Origin of the sequence: Burkholderia lata, from assembly GCF_902499025.1 — a bacterium.
Classification (GTDB): Bacteria; Pseudomonadota; Gammaproteobacteria; order Burkholderiales; family Burkholderiaceae; genus Burkholderia; species Burkholderia lata_C.
In genome coordinates this window covers 1-19,059 of record NZ_CABVPW010000073.1, presented here as the reverse complement: position 1 = coordinate 19,059, position 19,059 = coordinate 1, and the positions used below count along the sequence as shown (strand labels likewise).

Here is a 19,059-nt window from a genome sequence, read left to right as displayed (position 1 = left end):
GGCCTTGCCGGCCGCCGCGCCGATCCTCGCGTCGGTCAGCAACCCGGTACCGGGCGGCTCGCCGCTCGCAGGGCCGGGCGGCGCAGGCACCGGCGTGCCGGGTCTCGCGCTCCCGCAAGGGAAGGTGCCCGGTGCGAACCTCGCGCCGTCCGCGCCGACGCACGTGCTGTCGCTCGGCAACCGCGCCCCCGCGCTCGCGCCGCATGCGGCCGCACAGAACGGGCTGGCCGACAATGTCGTGTCGATCGCGCCGGCGCTCGAACCGCGCGTCGGCGGCGCGGCGCTCGGTGTGCCGCAAGTGAATGCGCCGGCACCGGACGGCGCGGCGAAGGCATCGCCGTACTACTTCACCGATGGTTCGCTGCAGGGCTGGCAGGCAACGCCGCAGGACATCGTCGTGCCGTCGAACGGCCTCGCATCGCCGGAAGCGTTCGGGCTGCCGGGCGACGATGCGCTGCGCGATCTGCTCGCCGTGCAGCGCGACGTGCCGGTGTCGCGTGCGTCGGGCGCCGATGTGCCGCGTTACTTCATCGACGATGCGCACGCAGCCGAGCCGCAAGGCCAGTTGTATCGCGGCGCGCACCCGCCGTTCGACGTGAACGCGATCCGCCGCGATTTCCCGATCCTGCAGGAGCGCGTGAACGGCAAGCAGCTCGTGTGGTTCGACAACGCGGCGACGACCCACAAGCCGCAGGCCGTGATCGATCGGCTCGCGTACTTCTATGCGCACGAGAACTCGAACATCCACCGCGCCGCGCATGCATTGGCCGGCCGTGCGACGGACGCGTACGAGCATGCTCGGGAGACGGTGCAGCGCTTCATCGGCGCATCGTCGCCCGACGAGATCGTGTTCGTGCGCGGCACGACCGAGGCGATCAACCTGATCGCGAAGACGTGGGGTGTGCAGAACGTCGGCGAGGGCGACGAGATCATCGTGTCGCATCTCGAGCATCACGCGAACATCGTGCCGTGGCAGCAGCTTGCCGCACTCAAGGGTGCGAAGCTGCGCGTGATTCCGGTCGACGATTCGGGTCAGGTGCTGCTCGACGAATACCGGAAGCTGCTCAACGACCGCACGAAGATCGTGTCCGTCACGCAGGTGTCGAACGCGCTCGGCACGGTCGTGCCGGTGAAGGAGATCGTCGAGCTCGCGCATCGTGCGGGCGCGAAGGCGCTCGTCGACGGCGCGCAGTCGATCTCGCACCTGCGCGTGGACGTGCAGGCGCTCGATGCGGATTTCTTCGTGTTCTCGGGGCACAAGATCTACGGGCCGACCGGGATCGGCGTCGTGTACGGCAAGCGCGCGATCCTCGACGACATGCCGCCGTGGCAGGGCGGCGGCAACATGATCGCGGACGTGACGTTCGAGCGCACGGTGTTCCAGCCGCCGCCGAACCGGTTCGAGGCCGGCACCGGCAACATCGCGGATGCGGTGGGGCTGGGCGCTGCGCTCGACTACGTGAACCGGGTCGGCATCGAGAACATCGCGCGCTACGAGCACGACCTGCTCGCGTATGCGACGAGCGTGCTCGCGCCGGTGCCGGGCGTGCGGCTCGTCGGCACCGCGCGCGACAAGGCGAGCGTGCTGTCGTTCGTGCTGAAGGGCTATGAGACCGAGGAAGTCGGGCAGGCGCTGAACGAAGAGGGCATCGCGGTGCGCTCGGGGCATCACTGCGCGCAGCCGATCCTGCGGCGTTTCGGGCTCGAGGCAACGGTGCGGCCGTCGCTCGCGTTCTACAACACCTGCGACGAAGTCGATGCGCTGGTGAGCGTCGTGCGGCGTCTCGCGACGCGGCGTTGATGTCATCCGCTTGCGGCGGCCCGCGTGGGTCGCCGCAAGCGTCTTGTCGCTACAGAAGTCAGAACCGCACGACCTGCTTCTGCTCGACGCTGAAGCCGTCACGCAGCACGCTGGCCGAATCCGCGAAGTAGCGGCGGGTTTCCGACAGCAGGTCGGTGTTGCCGCGGCGGCAGAACACGACCCCCGATCCTTCTTCCGTCAGCAGTTCGTCGATCAGCGATTCGGGTTGCCCGATATCGGCGAGATGGACGTTCTGCACGCCGTGCGCGAGCGCATCGAGCGCGTCCCGCACGCAGGGCGCCGCCGTGGCGGCCGGGTGCTCGGCAAGCCATTGCTCGAGTTCCGTGATGCCGTACAGCCCGGCGAGCTCGCCGAGTTCGCGCAGCAGCGCGCTTTCGACCATCATCACCAGCGTGACGGCGCCCGTGCGCTGCGCGAAGAGGCTGCCGAGCCGCTCCGCGCGCAGCAGGCGATCGTGGCCGGCGGCGTCCGGGGCGACCGGCATCACGACGGGCACCAGCCCGTTCTCGAGAAACGCGTTCAGCGCGGTGCCGTCGAATCGTGCGACCGCGCTCGTGTCGGTGCGGTCGGAATCCGCGCGCGCCACCAGCAGGCCGCCGTCGTGACCGTCGATACCGATCGCCTTGGCGCCGTGACTGCCGATCAGGCGCACCAGTTCATGATTGACGCCCGCCATCGCCGCGTGAACGGCATGGATCGATTGCGTACCGGCCGCGGCCGGCACACCCTGGACGACGATCGGACGAACGCCGGTGAGAGCGAGCAGCGCGACATCCTGCGCGAACGCCTGACGAGCGCGCGCATCGCTTGCGGCGCCGCCATCGACGATGACGACGGTCTGCCCGTGCAGGGCCTGCATGAACGGCAGCGAGCGCGCCAGGCCGGCTACGCGCCGCGACGTCAGAGTGGGACTTTCAGGGTCTGGGAACATGGGAATCCGAATGGATGAAGGGAGTGCCTGTTGCCGCACGGCGCGGCATCAATGCGGTCGTTGCATCAGCTGGTGAATCTCGTCGGGCGTCAGCGCGTCGCGCGATGCCTGCCGGAACTGGCGTTCGCTGAAACACCGCGCCGCGTCGGCGAGCAGTTCGAGGTGCGCGCGGTTGTCTTCCTGCGGCAGGACCAGCACGATGAATTCGCGCACGGGCTTGCGGTCCGGTGCGTTGAAGGCGAACGGATACTGCGCGCGAACGAACAACGCGATGGCCGTGCGGAGGCCCGCGACACGCGCATGCGGAATCGCGACGCCCTGGCCGAGGCCGGTCGAGCCGAGTTGCTCGCGCTTCGTCAGTTCGGTCCTGATCCGCTCCGCGGACACACCGCTGCTGCGCTCGATATATCGAGCGACGAGGTCGAACAACTGGATCGCGCTTTCGACGGGCACGTCGAGCAGGATGTTGTCCGGCGGGCAGGCGTCGGCCAGCCGGGTCGCGAACGGCGCACCGCCGCGTCGGTAGGGAAGGTCGGGTTGGCCGCCGGCGGCGGCCTGCTGCGTTTGCATGCGGATCTCTCCGTGTCGGGATGACAGGGAAATCCTAGACAAAACCGCGTAAAGACGGTGTCAGATACGCGGGGGCCCGGTATTAAAATTGTGTATCGATTGCCGATGGAACCGGGCCCGACACTTGCGGCTTCAGGTACCCGACAGCACGAACGGCAGCGTCGTCAGCAGGAAGACCGAAATGCCGACGACCGGCGCGCCGAACGCGATCGCCGCGAACGCCACCGCGGCGCTGGTCAGCACGAGCGTTCTCGACACCCGTCGGTGCCGGTCGTGTGCAGCCGCCCTGTCATCGCGGATGGCATCGGTCCGCGCACCGATCACGTGTTTCCAGAACGTCAGGCCAAGCATGATTGCTCCTGTATGAAAGTTGACCGGGACCGGGCGCGCGAGGCGCCCGCCAAGCGGGTCAGCAGCGCTCGAGCTTGAGCACGCGCGAGATCTGCCCGGACGTGAAGCTGCTGTTGCGCAAGTAAGGCGCGCAGTCGAGCGGTGCGGTGAGCGATTCGCTGACGACGTACTGGCCGACGAAGCGGTACGCGTCGGTTGCCATGCGGATGAACACCGGAATCGCATCGCGTTGCGCGGCGAGCGTCCTGCCGGCCGCCCGCGCGGACGCGCTGCCGTCGCAGAGGATCACGTCGGGCGCGTGCGGGTTGAGGTCCGTGCGCAGGCAGGCGGCCACGACCTTGCCGTTCTTCGTCGGCAGGAACGCCTGTTTGCTGCCGCCGCATGCGGTGTGGATGAATTCGCGGGTGTACTGCTTGTCGATCTCGAACATGACCGGGCTCCGGTAGCGGAAACTTCCGTGGGTTAAATCAGGTATGCAAAGTAATGAGGCTGGATCGACGTGCGGGATACGGGCATGCCAATCGATCGTTGCCGCGGCGGCGGATCGATGGCGCGTCGTGATACGGGAATGTCCGCGCGGACACGCTTGCCCGCGCGATGCGCGATCAGCGCATCGACGTCGTGTTCAAGCGTGCACGGGAAGGACTACGGCGCGCACCGTCCGCCTGCTGGCAGGACGGTGGCTCGGGAACAGAGAGACGCAGGCGTCCTGCCTGTCAGGCAGAAAAGCAACTCGGAGGGCGAGGACTTCGGATGCGCATGGGCGTACTCGGTGATGGATGGATTGCGAACACATTCTAGTGAACGTATGCGCGGGCGCAAGTAAAAAGGTCGTAAAGCTTGCGGAGCCCGCGCGGGATCGCGTTGTGTACTACGTGCATTGCCAGAGATGTGCGCTGGTGCGGCACGGCGCGCACCAGAACGTGTAGTTCGCGCCGCCGCTGCCCCACAGCCATTCGCCGCCGTCTGTTTGCGGAAGGTCGGAATCGAGCTGCATGACGAACGACATCTTGCGGCCGCAATCCGGACAGTCGGGATACCACGCGGACTGTACCCACGACGGCGCGCCGCCGACGCGGCTCAGGTTCTGCCGGCTGTTCGACAGGCCCCATTCCTGCCGCGTCCAGCGCGCGGGTGCGGCGAAGAGTGCAACGTCGGCCTCCACGAACGGGGTCGCCGTATATTCCGGCTGGATCGCGGTGCCGCGTTGCTGAGACGGGTGCGCACAGGCGTTGCCGGCGTCGTCGTGGCGGTGGAATATCGGGCCGTTGCTCTCCCAGCCGACACACGACAGGCAGGTGTCGAACGACACGGGCGTTGCGCTGTCGATGCCCGCTTCAGCGGGTTGCGGCAGTGTCAGCAACCGATGCAGCGGCGCGTGACACAGGCCGCATCGATGCGACGATACGCCGCCAAAGCGCGCGTCCAGTCGATGCGAATCGCCGGCGCGCCAGGTTGCATGCTGCGCGAGAACCCCGCGTTGCCATTTCGGCTGGGCGCGGAGTATCGGTGCGCCCAGCGTCGGCCCGAAGTCGATATGCAGCGGTGTTTCGCCGTGCAATGCGCGCAATGTGTCGTGTTCCTGAGCGTAGCCGGCGGACATGAGCCAGTTGGCGCGCGTCCCGGGATCGTCCGGAAACAACCACGCTGCCGCGTCGCGAACGGCTGCAGGCTGTCGCGAATGGAGCAGCGCGACGGCACGTGCATGCGCTGCCTTGCTGCCGGAAGGGACGTCGGCAAGCCGGTCGCGCCATCGTTCGACCGTCGCCGGATCGAGCATCCGCCACACGTTGTCCTCGAGGTACGCGCGCGGCGACTGCTTCGTGGTGGAAACGTCGAGGAGCATGTCCCAGTGACCGGAAAACATCTGCGGCGTCTGCGTTGCCACGCTCGACAACACGCTCGCAAGCCGTTCGTTCCATGCGCCGTTGCGGATGTCCTGCCACGCTTCGGTGGCGACCTTCACGAAAGCGGTGTCGTCCATCAGATCGAGCGCGGCGTCGAGGAACGTCGCGTGCGGCAACACGCGATCGAACGATGCGATCACGAGGTCGGCGAGTGCCGCCGGGTCGTCGTGCCGTAGCGCCAGCATCTGCGACATCGGATCGTTGCCGGTCCAGCCGAGGCGTTCGTAGTCGTCGAGAATGGTTTGTATGGTCGGCATGGTGGGGCGTGGTGGAGGTTCGAAGTGTGTGCGCCCGCGCGAGCGGAAACGCAGCCGGTCAGCGTCCCGCGAGCATCCGCCCGCCGACACCCATCAGCAGCAGGCCGGCCGTCGTATCGAGCACGGCCTTGCGTCGAACCAGCAGCGCGCGCACCGACGCGTGCGACACGAGCAGCGCCATCGTGCAATACCACGCGGCCGAGATCGCCACCGACAGCGCGACGACCGCGAGATCGAGCCAGGCCGGCGCATGGGCCGGCACCATCAGCGCGAAGATGCTTCCGTAGAACGCGACCGATTTCGGATTCGTCATGCTGACGACATAGCCCTTCCTCGCGGCGTGCCAGTCGGACGCGGCGGCCGGCGCGGCAACGGGCAACGGTTTGCGCGCGGTCACGATCATTTTCAGGCCGAGCCAGATCAGGTACGCGGCGCCGGCCAGCCGCAGTGCCGTGTGTACCCATGCGACATGCGTGACGAGCAGGCTGAGCCCGGCGATCGCGATCGCCGCCCAGGTGCCGGACGCGGCGGCCAGGCCGAGGCCGGTCATCACGCCGGCGCGACGCGACGCGACCGCGGTCGACGTGACGATCACGAAGTTCGGGCCGGGGCTGGCGACGCTCAGTAACAGGACGCCGGCAAGCGGCAGCAAGGTGGTGACGGTGGTCGACATGGCGTGGAGGGCGGTGTGTCGGGGCGGGCTTTCATCTTACCCGAGCGCGCTGGCGGGCCGGCACGTCGCTCTGTTTCGCCGATCCAATGCAAAAACGCGTGACGACTTTCGTCGCCACGCGTTGCATCACTGCGTCTTGCTGCGCGGATGCCGGCGAACCAGCACACGCGCCGCACCGTCAGAAATCGAACCCCGGCCCGCCCGCGCCCGGGCCGCCAGGAGCCGCCGCCGGCGCCGCGTCCTTCGGTGCTTCGAACACGGTCGCATCGGTCGTCAGCAACAGCCCCGCAACCGACGCCGCGTTCTGCAGTGCCGTGCGCGTGACCTTGGTCGGATCGAGCACGCCGGATTCGACGAGGTCGCCGTATTCGCCGGTCTGCGCGTTGTACCCGAAGTTGCCCGAGCCTTCGGCCACCTTCGCGACGACGACGCTCGCTTCCTCGCCCGCGTTCGTGACGATCTGGCGCAGCGGTTCCTCGAGTGCACGCAGCACGATCTTGATGCCCGCGTTCTGGTCGGCGTTTACGCCCTGCAACTCGCGGATCGCCTGCCGCACGCGGATCAGCGCGACGCCGCCGCCCGGCACGATGCCTTCCTCGACGGCCGCGCGCGTCGCGTGCAGCGCGTCGTCGACGCGGTCCTTCTTTTCCTTCACTTCGATCTCGGTCGCACCGCCGACCTTGATCACCGCGACACCGCCCGCGAGCTTCGCGACGCGTTCCTGCAGCTTTTCACGGTCATAGTCGGACGTGGCTTCCTCGATCTGCACGCGGATCTGCTTCACGCGCGCTTCGATGTTCTTCGCATCGCCCGCGCCGTCGATCACGGTCGTGTTTTCCTTGCCGACCTCGATGCGCTTCGCCTGGCCGAGTTCGGCGAGCGTCGCTTTCTCGAGCGTCAGGCCCGTTTCCTCGGCGATCACCTGCCCGCCGGTGAGGATCGCGATGTCCTCGAGCAGCGCCTTGCGGCGGTCGCCGAAGCCCGGCGCCTTCACGGCCACCGTCTTCAGGATCCCGCGGATGTTGTTCACGACGAGCGTCGCGAGCGCTTCGCCTTCGACATCTTCCGCGATGATCAGCAGCGGCCGGCCTGACTTCGCCACCTGTTCGAGCACCGGCAGCAGGTCGCGGATGTTCGAGATCTTCTTGTCGTGCAGCAGGATGTACGGGCTTTCGATCTCGGCGATCTGCTTGTCGGGGTTGTTGATGAAGTACGGCGACAGGTAGCCGCGATCGAACTGCAGCCCCTCGACGACATCGAGTTCATCCGCGAGCGATTTGCCGTCCTCGACGGTGATCACGCCTTCCTTGCCGACGCGGTCGATCGCTTCCGCGATGCGCTGGCCGATCGATTCCTCGCCGTTCGCGGAGATCGTCGCGACCTGCGCGATTTCCTTGCTCGTGGTGGTCGGCCGGCTGATCTTCTTCAGCTCGTCGACGGCCGCCGCGACGGCCTTGTCGATGCCGCGCTTCAGGTCGAGCGGATTGAGCCCGGCCGCGACGTATTTCTGGCCTTCACGAACGATCGCCTGCGCGAGCACGGTGGCCGTCGTGGTGCCGTCGCCGGCCGCATCGCTGGTGCGCGACGCGACTTCCTTCACGAGCTGCGCGCCGATGTTCTGCAGCTTGTCCGCGAGTTCGATTTCCTTCGCGACCGACACACCGTCCTTCGTGACGACGGGGGCGCCGAAGCTGCGTTCGAGCACGACGTTGCGGCCCTTCGGCCCGAGCGTGACCTTCACCGCGTTCGCGAGAATGTTCACGCCTTCCGTCAGCTTGGCCCGTGCGACGTCGCTGAAAATGATTTCCTTCGCTGCCATGATTGCGCTCCGTTATTGATTGACGACCGCGACGATGTCTTCCTCGCGCAGCACGAGAAACTCGTTGCCGTCCACCTTGACGGCCTGGCCCGCGTACTTGCCGAACAGCACGCGCTCGCCGACCTGCAGGTCGGGCACGATGCGCTGGCCGTCCGCATCCTTGCGGCCGGGGCCGACGGCGATCACTTCACCCTGGTCGGGCTTTTCCGCGGCGCTGTCGGGGATCACGATGCCCGACGCGGTGGTGGTTTCCTGGTCGAGTCGCTTCACGATCACGCGGTCGTGCAAGGGGCGTAGGCTCATTGGTTCGTCCTGTGCTGATTTGTTCTGTCGGGATGGGCTGGCACTCTTTTGCAGAGCGTGCTGACGAGTATAAAAATGCGCGGCGGCGCGATCCAATAACGGATTCGGAAATGCATTCGCGCCGTCGTGCAAAGCGTGTGGCGCCGGCTATTGCGACTCGGCCTGCTGCGCGGCCGGCGTGCAGATCGGGTGGATCGTCTCGCCGGCGAGCACGCGCTTCACGAACGGAATCGAATCGGCGAGCGACGCGTTTACGGTGCCGTTATGCTCACGGCCCGCATACAGGTGCGCCTCGACGGTCGTGCCCGCCGCGCATGCGTCCTTCGCGAGCGCGAGTTCGAGCGGCGCGAGCCCGTCGTCCGCGCCCGCGCCGATGAAAACGGGCGTGGCGATCTTCAGCGTCGGGTATTTTAGGTACTCATCCCACCATGCCTTCAGCCGCGCATCGCCGCCGGGCTTCACGGTGTTCGCGTGCGTAAGGTGCGCGAGTGCCGCGTCGTCCTCGAGCGACGCGAGGCAACTGATGCGCGCCTGTTCGAGGATCGGCAACGCCTGCTCGGTCAGCACCTCGTCCGCGCGCAGCGACGGGTCGATCTGCTGCGCGGAGAGCACCGAATAGAACTGGTACGCGAGCGTCGGATCGACGCGCTCGGGGGCGCGCCGGTACGCGCTGTCGAACTTCGGCAGCGACGCGAGCGTGGCGGGCGATGCGTTGTAGATCGTCCCGGTGGCAACGGTCGCGCGGATCGCGAGTTCGGGCGCATAGACGGGCGCGTAGCCGGCCGCCGCGAACACGGCCGAGCCGCCTTGCGACTGGCCGACGAGCACGACTTCGTTCGCCAGGCCCGGTACGCCGCCAAGCACCGCGCGCACGCTGTCCAGCAGCGTGTAGCTGTTCGAGCGGTTGTTGAGCTGCGGATTCGGGCCGGGCGTGCCGAGCCCCTGATAGTCGGTCGCGACGACCGCGAATCCTTGTTGAAGCCATGCGTTCAGGTAGCGCACGTCGCGATACGAGCGGCCGAACCAGGACGGCGCGCAGATGTCGGCCATCCCGAACGTGCCGTGCGCCCACGCGACGATCGGCCAGCCGCCGGCCGGCGGCGTGCCGCGCGGCACGAACAGCGCACCCGACACGGCGATCGGCGTGCGGCCGCCGACACCGTCGGTCGATGCATAGAGGATGCGCAGCTGGCGGCCGGCGCTCGCGAGCCCGAGCGTCGCCGGAAGCGGCTCGGTGCGCAGCAGCGCGCCGGGCGTCGCCGGAATGTCGCGGTCCCACGTGTAGAACGCGGACACGCGGCCGTCGCCCTGCAGCGGGTCGGGCGCAGGAACGTGGCCGGGTGAAGCCGCGTGCGAGAGGAGAGACGCCATGGCGAGTGCCGAAGCCAGCAGCGTGCGCGCGGTGTAGCCGCGCAGGGGGAGAAGCGTCATGGTCGGATGGGTGTCGGTGAAGTCGGATCGGACGCGCCGGACAGCGCGCGGCGCGGGCCGACCATGACGCAAGTTTCGAACCAGCGCGCGCGTTGCCGAGGCAGCGCACGGCGCGACGGGTCATCGCGTTGCGCGTCGGGCCGTCCGCGCAAGCACCGGCTGCGTGTCGCGCAGCAATCCGGGCCGGCGGGCTGTTGCTCCCGCAACAGAGGCATACGCGTGAATCGCACGGCGCGCATCGTGCAAGCCGCACGCGCACCGTGGCGCGGGCCTTCGACGCTTGCATGCCCGGCTGGCACGATTGCTGCTGATCCAGTGGCCGTGCTTTGCAGCGTTACGGCGTTGCGATGCGAGCCGAACCATCCACCCGATCAAGGAAACCGTCCTCATGTCCGTCACCTCAACCATCGACAGCGGCGAGCTCGTGGCATTCGTCGAGCGTGCCACGCGAGAATTCACGCAGGCCGCGCGCGTGCTGAAGGACACGCGCACGCTGTCCGCGACCAACACGTTCCAGGCGTTCCAGCGCGTGCCGGGCACGGAACTCATCGTCGCGTTGTCGGCGCCGAGCCCGTGGGCCGCGTCGCAGGAGATCCAGCCCGTCGTCGTGACGTTCGACGGCGACGTGCTGCACGGCGACGCGCGCGCAGGCGGCAACGGGCCGCGCTATGCGGACGTGTTCCGTGAAGCGCCGGAAGTCGGCGTCGTGATCCATGTGCATGGCCCGTACCTCGGCGCCTGGGCGAGCGCGCATCGTCCGCTGCCGATCCGCTATGCGCCGGCCGCGCGCTACACACGTGCCCGCGAGATTCCGGTGTATGTCGATCGTCGTCCCGGCGAGCCGCGCTTCATCGTCGATACGATCCGCCGCGATCCCGAGGTACCGGCGATCATCGAGGCGAACGGCGGCGCGACGTTCTGGGGAAAATCGATCCTCGATGTATCGAAGTACATCCTGATCCTCGAGGAAGCCGCGTATTTCCAGGCGCTCGCGGAACCGCTCGGCGGCTCGCTCGAATTCGGCCCGGGCGCGCTCGAGCAGCAATGGAAGATGACCGGCCTCGCGTGACGCCGCGCGGCGGCCGGCGCAATCCGGCCGCCGTCATACCGATAGCTCGATGAATTGGTTCGTGGCCGGCGCGCGCCTTGCTATCGTCGAACCTTCCCCGTTCAACACGCCGGTCTTGCCATGGCCATCTTCAGCTTGCCGGACCCGACTTCGCATGCGATCACGATTCGTGCGAAGGCGCTGACGTTCGACGATCCCAAATCGCGGGTGCTGCTCGAGCGCATCCAGCTCGTCGCGCCAAGCGACGCGACCGTGCTCGTCACCGGCGAGAGCGGCACCGGCAAGGAGCTGATCGCGCGCCTCGTGCATTCGCTGAGCGAGCGCCACGACGGCCCGTTCGTCGCGGTCAACTGCGGCGCATTCTCCGAGACGCTGATCGAAAGCGAGCTGTTCGGCCACGAACGCGGCGCGTTTACCGGCGCGATCAACAGCCAGCCCGGCTGGTTCGAATCCGCGAACCGCGGCACGCTGTTTCTCGACGAGGTGGGCGACCTGCCGCTGTCCGCGCAGGTGAAGCTGCTGCGCGTGTTGCAGGAGCGCGAAGTGACGCCGGTCGGCTCGCGCAAGACCGTGAAGATCGACGTGCGGCTCGTCGCGGCAACCAACGTGAATCTCGAAGCCGCGGTGCGCGCAGGCAATTTCCGCGAGGATCTTTACTACCGGCTCAACGTCGTGAAGCTGAGCCTGCTGCCGCTGCGCGAGCGTCCAGGCGACATCGCGCCGCTGATCGAGCACTTCATCGACACCTATGCGAAGCGGCTGCGCGTGGCCGCGCCGACGCTGACGGACGCCGCGCGCGCCCGACTGCATGCGCACGCATGGCCCGGCAATATCCGCGAACTCGAGAACGTGATCCACCATGCGGTGCTGATCTGTGCGGGCGGCGCGATCGATGTGAGCGACCTGCAGTTTTCCGCGCTGTCGCTTGCGCCCGATGCCGGCGACCCGCGCACCACGGCGGCGGCACCGCCGCGCCGTGCGCGCGACGTGGCGGAGGCTACCGATGCGCTGCGCCACGCGGTGATCGAGCTGCTGGATCTCGGCACGCCGGCGCTGTGGCAGCACATCGAGGACACCGTGTACCGCAGCGTGTTCGACTACAGCGACCACAACCAGCTGCGCATGTCGCGCCTGCTCGACCAGTCGCGCAACATCGTGCGCGCGCGGCTCGCGCAGCTTGGCATCCTGAAGCCGCGCGATGCGGGCGACGCCGACGCGCGGCTGCGCCGTCAGGCGTGATCGCGCCAGCGCAGCGCGCGCTGCGCGATTCGCTCGCATAGCGCACTCATGCCGACGGCGAGTGCCGTCACGCCCAGCACGCAGACCAGCAACACGTCGGCGCGTGCGCCCGCCTGCGCGTTCTGCATCAGGCTGCCGACCCCCGCGCCCGCATTGAACAGCAGCTCGCTGCTGGTCGCGGTGATCCACGCGAACGGCACGGCCTGCAACACGCCCGCGAACAGGTCGGGCAGTGCGCCCGGGATCAGCACGTCGCGCCACAGGCCGATGCGCGTCAGGCGATACGACTGCGCGAGTTCGACGTAGCGCGGATCGACGCGGCGCAGCCCGTCGAAGCTGGCGGTGGTCATCGGGTAGAACGCGGCGAGCGCGATGATGAAGACCTTCGCGAATTCGCCGGTGCCGGCCCACAAGCTCAGCAGCGGAATCAGTCCGAGCAGCGGCACGTAGCGCAGTGCCTGGAACGCCGGCTCGCCGAGCTTGCGCGCCAGCGTCGAGCGTGCCATCGCCGCGCCGAACACGAGCCCGAATACGACGCCCGCAGCCAGGCCGAGCGTCGTGCGCCGCAGGCTTGCGCCGAGATCCGTCGCGAGTTCGCCGCTGTGTGCGAGTTCGACGAGCGCGGCGCCGACCTGCTGCAACGGCACGAACGCGTATTGATGGGCCGCATCGCCGGACGACGCGTATTGCCACGCGGCGACCAGCAGGGCCGGCACGACGAGGCCGCGCGCACGACGGCGCAGCGCGGCGATCGAGAAGGGGGGCTTGGCGAGGGTCATTCAGAAACCTGTCCGTTCAGCGCGCGGGCGTCTGCCAGCGCAATGCGTAGCGTTGCACGAGTGCGATCGACCGGTCGATCGCGAAGCCGATCAGCCCGATCGCTGCGACGTCGATGAGCACGACGTCGAGCCGCAGCATCTGCCGCGCCAGTTCCATCATCTGGCCGATCCCGCTGTCGGCGCCGAGCAGCTCGACCGCGACGAGCGCGAGCCATGCGCGCGCGAGTGCGATCCGCACGCCGGTCAGCAGTGGCGGCAACGCGGCCGGCAACAGCACGTCGCGCAGCAGCGCAAAGCGGCCGAGCCCGTAGTGCCGCGCCATCTCGACGAGATCGCGCGGCGCGTCGTGCACGCCCGTGTATGCGGCCAGCGCGACCGGAAAGAACACGGCCTTGCCGACGACGACGAGCTTCAGCGGCTCGTCGACGCCGATCAGCAGGATCAGCAGCGGAATCAGCGTCAGCGTCGGCACCTGCCGCAGCAGGTCGAACGTCGGCCGCAGGTAGTCGGCGAACAGCCGGCTGCGCGCGAGCAGGATGCCGAACGCGGCACCGCCGGTCGCGCCGATCGCGAAGCCGAGCGCGAGGCGATGCAGCGTGATCAGCAGGTTGTCGCACAGTTCGCCCGAGTCGAGCAGCGTACGCAGCGTTGCCGCGAGCCGCTCGGGCGGCACGACGAGCTGCGGCGGGAACCAGCGCTGCGCGCTCGCGAGCCACCACAGCGCGACGAACGCGACGGGCGTGGCCCACCACAGCGCGAGTCCGCCGAGCCGTGCAATGCCGGGCAGACGGAGCGCGCGTGTGCCGTTCGACGCGAGGGCATGCATCGGCATCAGCGGCTCGCGACGCGCGCCGCGTCGGCACGCCAGTAGCCGTCGAGCCCGAGCTGCTTGAGCGCGGTCGACACAAACGTCGGCGCCAGCAGCGCATTCACGTCGACCGGCGTGGACGTCAGGCCGGCCTGGCGGCTGTACGCGATGACGTCGCGGTAGTGGCCGGTCAGCGCGGGCGTGAAGAGCGGCGTCCATTGCTCCTTCCACGGTGTCGCCTCATCCGCGTATTCGCGACGCACGACGCTTTCCGGCTGGCCGGACGCGCTGAGGATCTTCACGTACGCGTCGCGGTTCTGCGGCTGCGAGATCCAGTGCGCGGCACGCACGTAGGCCGTCGCGACGAGCTGCGTGACGTCGGGGTAGCGCCGCACGAAATCGTCGGACGCCCACAGTTCCGCGCGCATCTTCCAGTCGTCGGGCGCGGTCTTGGTCGACCAGATGATCTTGCCGACGTTCTTGTCGACGAGCGAATACGCGTCGGACAGCGTGAAGAAGCCGTCGACGCGGCCCGCCGCGACGGCTGCCGCACCGGCTTGCGGGTCGAGGTTGTAGATCCTGAAGTCGGACAGCTTCAGCCCGTTCTCGGCGAGCAGCTTGCTGAACGTGACTTCCCACGGCCGGCCGCGATTGAGCGCGATGCGCTTGCCTTTCAGATCGACGATCGACTTCGCGGCCGAGCCGGCCGGCACGACGAGATACGTGTTGCTGCCGACACCGCCCGGCACGATCAGGCGTGTATGGGTGCCCGACGCGTTGACGACGACCGACGGCAGGTCGCCGTAGCCCGCGAAATCGATGCTGCCGTTCGTGAATGCCTCGTTCACGAGCGTACCGACCGCAGCGGTCGACACCGGCACCCATTGCAGTTTCACGTGCCGTGCGGCGAGTGCTTTCTCGAGCGACTTGTCGGCGTCGATCAGCGCGGAGGCGCCCGCGTATTGCGTCTTGCCGCCGCTCGAATAGGCGACGACGGCGATTCGCACCACCTTGGGCGCGTCGTCCGCATGCGCGGCCGGAGCGGCGAGCGATGCCGCGGCGAACGGCAGCGCGGCGAACAGCGCGCGCAGCGGGCGGCGCAGCGAGGCGAGGGAGAGCGTGTGTTTCATGATGGTCCGGAACGGTGGGCGGAAAAGTGGCTCACGCGCGCTTTTGCAGCGACGGCCGCAGCACGTCGGCGAGCGGGCGCGGGTCGATCCAGTCGGCGACGTCGAAATCGGCTTCGAGAAAACCCTGGTCGTGCAGGAACGTCTTGAAGTCGTCGAGCGCGGCGACCGATTCGTCGTCGAGGTTGACGCCGAGATGCCGGTGCAGCTGGTTGCCGTACGCGGCACGGACCCAGTCGATCGACGACGCGGTTTCGCCGGCCACGTAGTGGGCGGTTTCGTCGGGATGCGTGCCGGCCCAGTCGCCGGCGGCGACCACGAGCTTCAGGAAGCCGGCGACGATGTCCGGATGATTCGCGAGCACGTCGGCATTGACGGTCAGCGGGCGCGGCGTGCCGTTGTTGTTGCGGATCGAGCGCTCCGGATGAAAGCCTATGTCGATCACGACGTGCGCGCCGATCAGCTGCGCGATCTCGAGGCCGGTCGAGCCCTTCACGTAGATCGCGTCGACCTCGCCGCGCAGCAGCGCGCCGGCTTCGGCCGCGTACAGCGCGCGGCTCGAAAAGCCGTGCGGCGACGCGAACAGGTCCGCCGCGCGCGCCGGTCCGACGGCCTGCAGCGTGCGAGCGCGCACGTCGACGCGTTCGACGTCGCGCGTGGTCAGCCCGTCGAGGCTCAGCGCGTTGCTGAAGCCGCGCAGCGCCGATGCGCGAAAGATGTCGATGCGGTCGTCGGGGCGGCTCGGGATCGCGATGCGGCGCCCGCGCAATGCCTTTACGGAACGGATGCCCGACTCGGGCCGCGCGAGGATCAACTGCGATTCGTCGACCCACGACAGCCCGATCACGCGCGTGTTCGCGCCGTTCGAGCGCGCCCACATCGCGGGGATGCTGCCGCCCTGGCGAAACGACTGCGCGAGCGTGTGGTCGCTGATCGACGACACGTCGTGCCGCGTGGCGCCACGCGGCGAGCGGATCGCGACACCGTCGGCCGACGTCTCGCCGTTGAGCCAGCCGAGATGCACGGCGATGCCGAGCGGAGTCGGCACGGGCGATCGGGCGTACCAGAACGTCTGCTGCTTGTCCGATGACGAATCGGGCCTGTCTGTCATGGGTGAGATTCCCTCTCTGCTTGAGCATGGTTGAAGCCCGGTCGCGCACGGTGTCGGTGTCGCACGCGCGGGCCGGTCAACGTTGCAAGTTCCGGGCCAGTGAGCGGAAACGGCGCGGCCGCACGCGGCGCGGGCGTCGCGCGGGAAGTTCGATGCTCGCGTCGGATCGTGGCCTGTTGCGCCAGCAACAGTCGCGTCGGCCGCTGTTGCGCGCGCAGCAGCGGTGGGGGCGATGCAGCAGTGCGATTTGGGCGTGTTTCGCCGTAGCCGGCAACAACTGGTGCGCGCTGCACGATTCCCGCTGATGCCCGACCGACAAGGCGTCGTGCGCCTTCATCGACGGGCCGGCACGCGCCGTGTCGAGCGCGTTGGCACACCGCGTGCTTTACAGCGCAGCACACGCGCGGCACGCCGATGCCGCACGCAATCCGAATGGCCCGACCAGGAGAACTCCGATGGCTGTTGAATTTCTGTGGCGCCTGCCGATGCACGGCGACGGCCGGCGCGCACACGACCTGCATACGCGCGGCGAATGGAACCGCCAGCGCGCATCGCGCGTCGCGCCGAAAGTCGACGACGACGATTTCGGCTACATCGACTATCTGTCGCAGGTCGCGCGCGCGGCCGATATCGCCGGCTTTCATGGCGCATTGATTCCGATCTTCCGCTTCACCGAGGAGCCATGGGTCGTGGCGGCCGCGCTGGCACGCGAGACGCGCCGGCTGCGGCTCCTGATCGCGCTGCAGCCGCATTTCGTGCATCCGGTCTATGCGGCGCAGATGGCCGCGAGCCTGCAGCGGATCAGCCGCGGGCGCGTCGAGTGGAACGTCGTCACGGGCGGTGGCGGCCCCGACCAGCGCGCGTACGGCGACTTCATCGATCACGACAGCCGCTATGCGCGCACCGACGAATTCCTCGATGTCGTGAAGGGCGTCGCGGCGGGCGACCCGTTCACGTTCGACGGCCGCTTCTACCGCGTCGAAGCCGGTGGCTTGCTGCCGCCGCTGAGCGGCCAGAAGCCGCCGCGCATCTACCTTGCCGGCGCGAGCGACGCGGCGCTCGCGGTCGCTGCGAAGCACGGCGACGTGCACCTGAGCTGGGGCGAGCCGCTCGCGAAACAGAAGGAGGTGATCGACGCGGCACGCCGCGCGCTCGACCGCCAGAACGCCGAGCGCGACCTGCGCTTCGGCATGCGCATCGACATCCTGGCGCGCGAAACCGAGGAGCAGGCGTGGGCCGAGTTGCGGCAGATGTTCGCGACGGTGGGCGACGCGACGCGCAACGGCTTCGGCGGGCGTGGCGAGTCGTCGGAATCGGTCGGCGCGAAACGCCAGTTCGCGCTGCATCAGGGCAACACGCAGCACTTCGACGACCTGATCGTCGGCCCGAACCTGTGGGCCGGGATGTCGCAGATCCGCGGCGGCCCCGGTTGCGTGATCGTCGGCAGCCACGAGCAGGTGGCCGAGCGGCTCGCGGAATACGTCGACATCGGCGTCTCGACGTTCATTCTCGCGAGCAACCCGCATCTCGAGGAGGCGTACCGCGTGGGCGAGGAAGTGCTGCCGCTCGTCGACGGTGCGCTGAACGCGCGCGGCACGCAGGCGGCGCTGCGCGTGGCCGGCGCATGAGCGCAACGGCATTCCCGCGCCATCCAACGACATCGACAAGGACATTCACCATGACGACACTCGCTGCGCAGGCCACGGCTTGCGACGCACTCTGGTACACGCGCTGCCCGGTGCCGACCGCGCTCGGCATTGCCGTGCATCGCGGCTGGTTCGACGAGGAGTTCGGGCCGGACGGCATCACGCTGAATTCGCTGCAGGAGACGGCCGACGCCGGCAAGCGTGAATCGCATTTCGATCACAGCCTGCCGCACTCGTTCCGGCAGGGCGGCAACATTCCTGCGCTATGGGCGCGGGCACGCGGCGCGGACACGCGCGTGATCGGCCTGTCGTGGACCAACGAATTCCAGGCGATCGTCACGCTGCCCGATCGCGGCATCCGCTCGGTGCGCGATCTGCGCGGCCGGCGGCTCGGGTTGCCGCGCCATCCGATCAGCATCGATTTCTGGCGGGCGGCCGCGCTGAAGGGCTTCCTGAGTGCGCTCGAACTGGAAGGGCTCGGGCATGGCGACGCCGAATGGGTCGACCTGCCCGACGAACGCGAACGCCGCACCGGGCCCGCTTCGTTCACGCGTGGCCCGCACGAGTACGGGATCGAGATCGCGGCACTCGTGCGCGGCGAGGTCGACGCGGTGTTCGTGAAAGGTGTCGAAGGGCTCGAAACCGTGCACCTGATCGACGCGCAGGTCGTCATCGATCTCGGCGCGCACCCCGATCCGCTCGTGCGGATCGGCAACGGCACGCCGCGCACGCTGACCGTCGACCGCGCACTGATCGACGCGCGCCCCGATCTCGTGAGCCGCTTCCTGTCGGTGGTGGTGGGGGCGGGCGACTGGGCCGCGCGCCATCCGGCGGAGACGGTCGCCTATATCGGCCGCGAGACGCGCGCGTCCGACGAGTGGGTGCGCTATGCGTACGGCGCGGACGTGCACCGGCATCTGGAGACGGGGCTCGCGCAGACGTCGATCGACGGGCTGGTCGCGTTCAAGGACTTCCTCGTCGAGTGGGGTTTTCTCGAACAGGATTTCGATGCGCGCGCCTGGATCGACCCGGCACCGTTCACGCGCATCGACCGGCAACGCCATGCGTGGGTCGCGTAGCGCGCCGCGGCGCGTCATTGCAAGGAGTGGAGCATGACAGGTCTGACGATCGATTACGGCGTGCCGCCGGCGCGCCGGCATGCGGCGCGCGCTGCGCCGCGTGCGGGTGCGAGCGGCGCGGCGGGCAGGGCGGTGGC

18 protein-coding genes are annotated in these 19,059 nt (G+C 68.5%); 5 read left to right on the top strand and 13 right to left on the bottom strand.

Annotation, left to right across the window (positions count from 1 at the left end; translation table 11 throughout):
* The coding region (locus tag BDI24065_RS39605) for a family 2A encapsulin nanocompartment cargo protein cysteine desulfurase (RefSeq protein WP_175035768.1) at window positions 1-1,801 on the top strand (1,801 nt) is incomplete at its 5' end.
* Window positions 1,802-1,859: 58 nt separating this feature from the next.
* Here BDI24065_RS39605 and BDI24065_RS39600 read toward each other — a convergent pair.
* From BDI24065_RS39600 to BDI24065_RS39560, 9 genes are all read right to left on the bottom strand, one after another.
* Window positions 1,860-2,753, bottom strand: coding sequence for an amino acid kinase family protein (locus BDI24065_RS39600; protein ID WP_175035767.1), 894 nt, complete (start codon window positions 2,751-2,753; stop codon window positions 1,860-1,862).
* Between the two features lie 48 nt (window positions 2,754-2,801).
* Entirely contained in the window at window positions 2,802-3,323 is a 522-nt protein-coding gene (locus BDI24065_RS39595; protein ID WP_175035766.1) for a PTS sugar transporter subunit IIA, read from the bottom strand.
* Between the two features lie 132 nt (window positions 3,324-3,455).
* Window positions 3,456-3,674 carry a hypothetical protein gene (locus BDI24065_RS39590; RefSeq protein ID WP_011356211.1) on the bottom strand — a complete coding sequence of 73 codons (219 nt, stop codon included), beginning with the start codon at window positions 3,672-3,674 and terminating at the stop codon, window positions 3,456-3,458.
* A 58-nt stretch (window positions 3,675-3,732) separates the two neighbouring features.
* The gene (locus BDI24065_RS39585; protein WP_175035765.1) at window positions 3,733-4,104 is read right to left on the bottom strand and encodes a DUF6697 family protein; all 372 of its coding nucleotides are present in this window, start codon (window positions 4,102-4,104) and stop codon (window positions 3,733-3,735) included.
* Window positions 4,105-4,545: 441 nt separating this feature from the next.
* The gene (locus BDI24065_RS39580; protein ID WP_175035764.1) at window positions 4,546-5,838 is read right to left on the bottom strand and encodes a hypothetical protein; all 1,293 of its coding nucleotides are present in this window, start codon (window positions 5,836-5,838) and stop codon (window positions 4,546-4,548) included.
* A 58-nt stretch (window positions 5,839-5,896) separates the two neighbouring features.
* On the bottom strand, window positions 5,897-6,511 hold the full coding sequence (locus tag BDI24065_RS39575) for a LysE family translocator (RefSeq protein WP_175035763.1): 615 nt from the start codon (window positions 6,509-6,511) through the stop codon (window positions 5,897-5,899).
* Window positions 6,512-6,689: 178 nt separating this feature from the next.
* Complete coding sequence (gene groL, locus BDI24065_RS39570) at window positions 6,690-8,330, bottom strand: chaperonin GroEL (protein ID WP_047851824.1); 1,641 nt, start codon at window positions 8,328-8,330, stop codon at window positions 6,690-6,692.
* A gap of 12 nt (window positions 8,331-8,342) precedes the next feature.
* Window positions 8,343-8,633 carry a co-chaperone GroES gene (locus BDI24065_RS39565; RefSeq protein ID WP_011356207.1) on the bottom strand — a complete coding sequence of 97 codons (291 nt, stop codon included), beginning with the start codon at window positions 8,631-8,633 and terminating at the stop codon, window positions 8,343-8,345.
* Between the two features lie 147 nt (window positions 8,634-8,780).
* The gene (locus BDI24065_RS39560; protein WP_175035762.1) at window positions 8,781-10,064 is read right to left on the bottom strand and encodes a lipase family protein; all 1,284 of its coding nucleotides are present in this window, start codon (window positions 10,062-10,064) and stop codon (window positions 8,781-8,783) included.
* Window positions 10,065-10,452: 388 nt separating this feature from the next.
* Here BDI24065_RS39560 and BDI24065_RS39555 point away from each other — a divergent pair, with 388 nt between their 5' ends.
* Both BDI24065_RS39555 and BDI24065_RS39550 read left to right on the top strand, forming a co-directional pair.
* Window positions 10,453-11,133 (top strand): class II aldolase/adducin family protein, encoded by a 681-nt coding sequence (locus BDI24065_RS39555; protein ID WP_175035761.1) that lies wholly within the window; start codon window positions 10,453-10,455, stop codon window positions 11,131-11,133.
* 120 nt (window positions 11,134-11,253) lie between these two features.
* A complete protein-coding gene (locus tag BDI24065_RS39550; protein ID WP_175035760.1) occupies window positions 11,254-12,372 on the top strand; it encodes a sigma-54 interaction domain-containing protein in 1,119 nt (372 codons plus the stop codon).
* Here the strand turns inward: BDI24065_RS39550 and BDI24065_RS39545 are convergent.
* The 4 genes from BDI24065_RS39545 to BDI24065_RS39530 are packed head-to-tail and all read right to left on the bottom strand — an operon-like array spanning window position 12,363 to window position 16,197.
* The gene (locus tag BDI24065_RS39545; protein ID WP_175035759.1) at window positions 12,363-13,151 is read right to left on the bottom strand and encodes an ABC transporter permease; all 789 of its coding nucleotides are present in this window, start codon (window positions 13,149-13,151) and stop codon (window positions 12,363-12,365) included. The genes BDI24065_RS39550 and BDI24065_RS39545 overlap by 10 nt on opposite strands.
* Before the next feature lie 16 nt (window positions 13,152-13,167).
* Window positions 13,168-13,983, bottom strand: coding sequence for an ABC transporter permease (locus BDI24065_RS39540; RefSeq protein ID WP_175035758.1), 816 nt, complete (start codon window positions 13,981-13,983; stop codon window positions 13,168-13,170).
* Complete coding sequence (locus BDI24065_RS39535) at window positions 13,983-15,089, bottom strand: PhnD/SsuA/transferrin family substrate-binding protein (RefSeq protein WP_175035757.1); 1,107 nt, start codon at window positions 15,087-15,089, stop codon at window positions 13,983-13,985. Before BDI24065_RS39535 ends, BDI24065_RS39540 begins: the two co-directional genes overlap by 1 nt.
* Window positions 15,090-15,120: 31 nt before the next feature.
* Window positions 15,121-16,197 (bottom strand): ABC transporter substrate-binding protein, encoded by a 1,077-nt coding sequence (locus tag BDI24065_RS39530; RefSeq protein WP_175035756.1) that lies wholly within the window; start codon window positions 16,195-16,197, stop codon window positions 15,121-15,123.
* Between the two features lie 455 nt (window positions 16,198-16,652).
* Between BDI24065_RS39530 and BDI24065_RS39525 the strand changes: the two genes are divergently transcribed.
* Entirely contained in the window at window positions 16,653-17,825 is a 1,173-nt protein-coding gene (locus BDI24065_RS39525) for an LLM class flavin-dependent oxidoreductase (RefSeq protein ID WP_175035755.1), read from the top strand.
* Window positions 17,826-17,875: 50 nt separating this feature from the next.
* Window positions 17,876-18,922 carry an ABC transporter substrate-binding protein gene (locus BDI24065_RS39520; protein WP_039354360.1) on the top strand — a complete coding sequence of 349 codons (1,047 nt, stop codon included), beginning with the start codon at window positions 17,876-17,878 and terminating at the stop codon, window positions 18,920-18,922.
* The last annotated feature ends 137 nt before the right edge of the window (window positions 18,923-19,059 follow it).

What these genes read in the sequence shown, in the direction of transcription:
- BDI24065_RS39590 (WP_011356211.1), bottom strand. Translation starts at nt 3,674, where the DNA reads ATGCTTGGCCTGACGTTCTGGAAACACGTGATCGGTGCGCGGACCGAT.
- BDI24065_RS39580 (WP_175035764.1), bottom strand. Translation starts at nt 5,838, where the DNA reads ATGCCGACCATACAAACCATTCTCGACGACTACGAACGCCTCGGCTGG.
- BDI24065_RS39575 (WP_175035763.1), bottom strand. Translation starts at nt 6,511, where the DNA reads ATGTCGACCACCGTCACCACCTTGCTGCCGCTTGCCGGCGTCCTGTTA.
- BDI24065_RS39540 (WP_175035758.1), bottom strand. Translation starts at nt 13,983, where the DNA reads ATGCCGATGCATGCCCTCGCGTCGAACGGCACACGCGCGCTCCGTCTG.
- BDI24065_RS39550 (WP_175035760.1), top strand. Translation starts at nt 11,254, where the DNA reads ATGGCCATCTTCAGCTTGCCGGACCCGACTTCGCATGCGATCACGATT.
- BDI24065_RS39525 (WP_175035755.1), top strand. Translation starts at nt 16,653, where the DNA reads ATGGCTGTTGAATTTCTGTGGCGCCTGCCGATGCACGGCGACGGCCGG.
- BDI24065_RS39555 (WP_175035761.1), top strand. Translation starts at nt 10,453, where the DNA reads ATGTCCGTCACCTCAACCATCGACAGCGGCGAGCTCGTGGCATTCGTC.
- BDI24065_RS39560 (WP_175035762.1), bottom strand. Translation starts at nt 10,064, where the DNA reads ATGACGCTTCTCCCCCTGCGCGGCTACACCGCGCGCACGCTGCTGGCT.
- BDI24065_RS39520 (WP_039354360.1), top strand. Translation starts at nt 17,876, where the DNA reads ATGACGACACTCGCTGCGCAGGCCACGGCTTGCGACGCACTCTGGTAC.
- BDI24065_RS39600 (WP_175035767.1), bottom strand. Translation starts at nt 2,753, where the DNA reads ATGTTCCCAGACCCTGAAAGTCCCACTCTGACGTCGCGGCGCGTAGCC.
- BDI24065_RS39585 (WP_175035765.1), bottom strand. Translation starts at nt 4,104, where the DNA reads ATGTTCGAGATCGACAAGCAGTACACCCGCGAATTCATCCACACCGCA.
- BDI24065_RS39530 (WP_175035756.1), bottom strand. Translation starts at nt 16,197, where the DNA reads ATGACAGACAGGCCCGATTCGTCATCGGACAAGCAGCAGACGTTCTGG.
- groL (WP_047851824.1), bottom strand. Translation starts at nt 8,330, where the DNA reads ATGGCAGCGAAGGAAATCATTTTCAGCGACGTCGCACGGGCCAAGCTG.
- BDI24065_RS39595 (WP_175035766.1), bottom strand. Translation starts at nt 3,323, where the DNA reads ATGCAAACGCAGCAGGCCGCCGCCGGCGGCCAACCCGACCTTCCCTAC.
- BDI24065_RS39545 (WP_175035759.1), bottom strand. Translation starts at nt 13,151, where the DNA reads ATGACCCTCGCCAAGCCCCCCTTCTCGATCGCCGCGCTGCGCCGTCGT.
- BDI24065_RS39565 (WP_011356207.1), bottom strand. Translation starts at nt 8,633, where the DNA reads ATGAGCCTACGCCCCTTGCACGACCGCGTGATCGTGAAGCGACTCGAC.
- BDI24065_RS39535 (WP_175035757.1), bottom strand. Translation starts at nt 15,089, where the DNA reads ATGAAACACACGCTCTCCCTCGCCTCGCTGCGCCGCCCGCTGCGCGCG.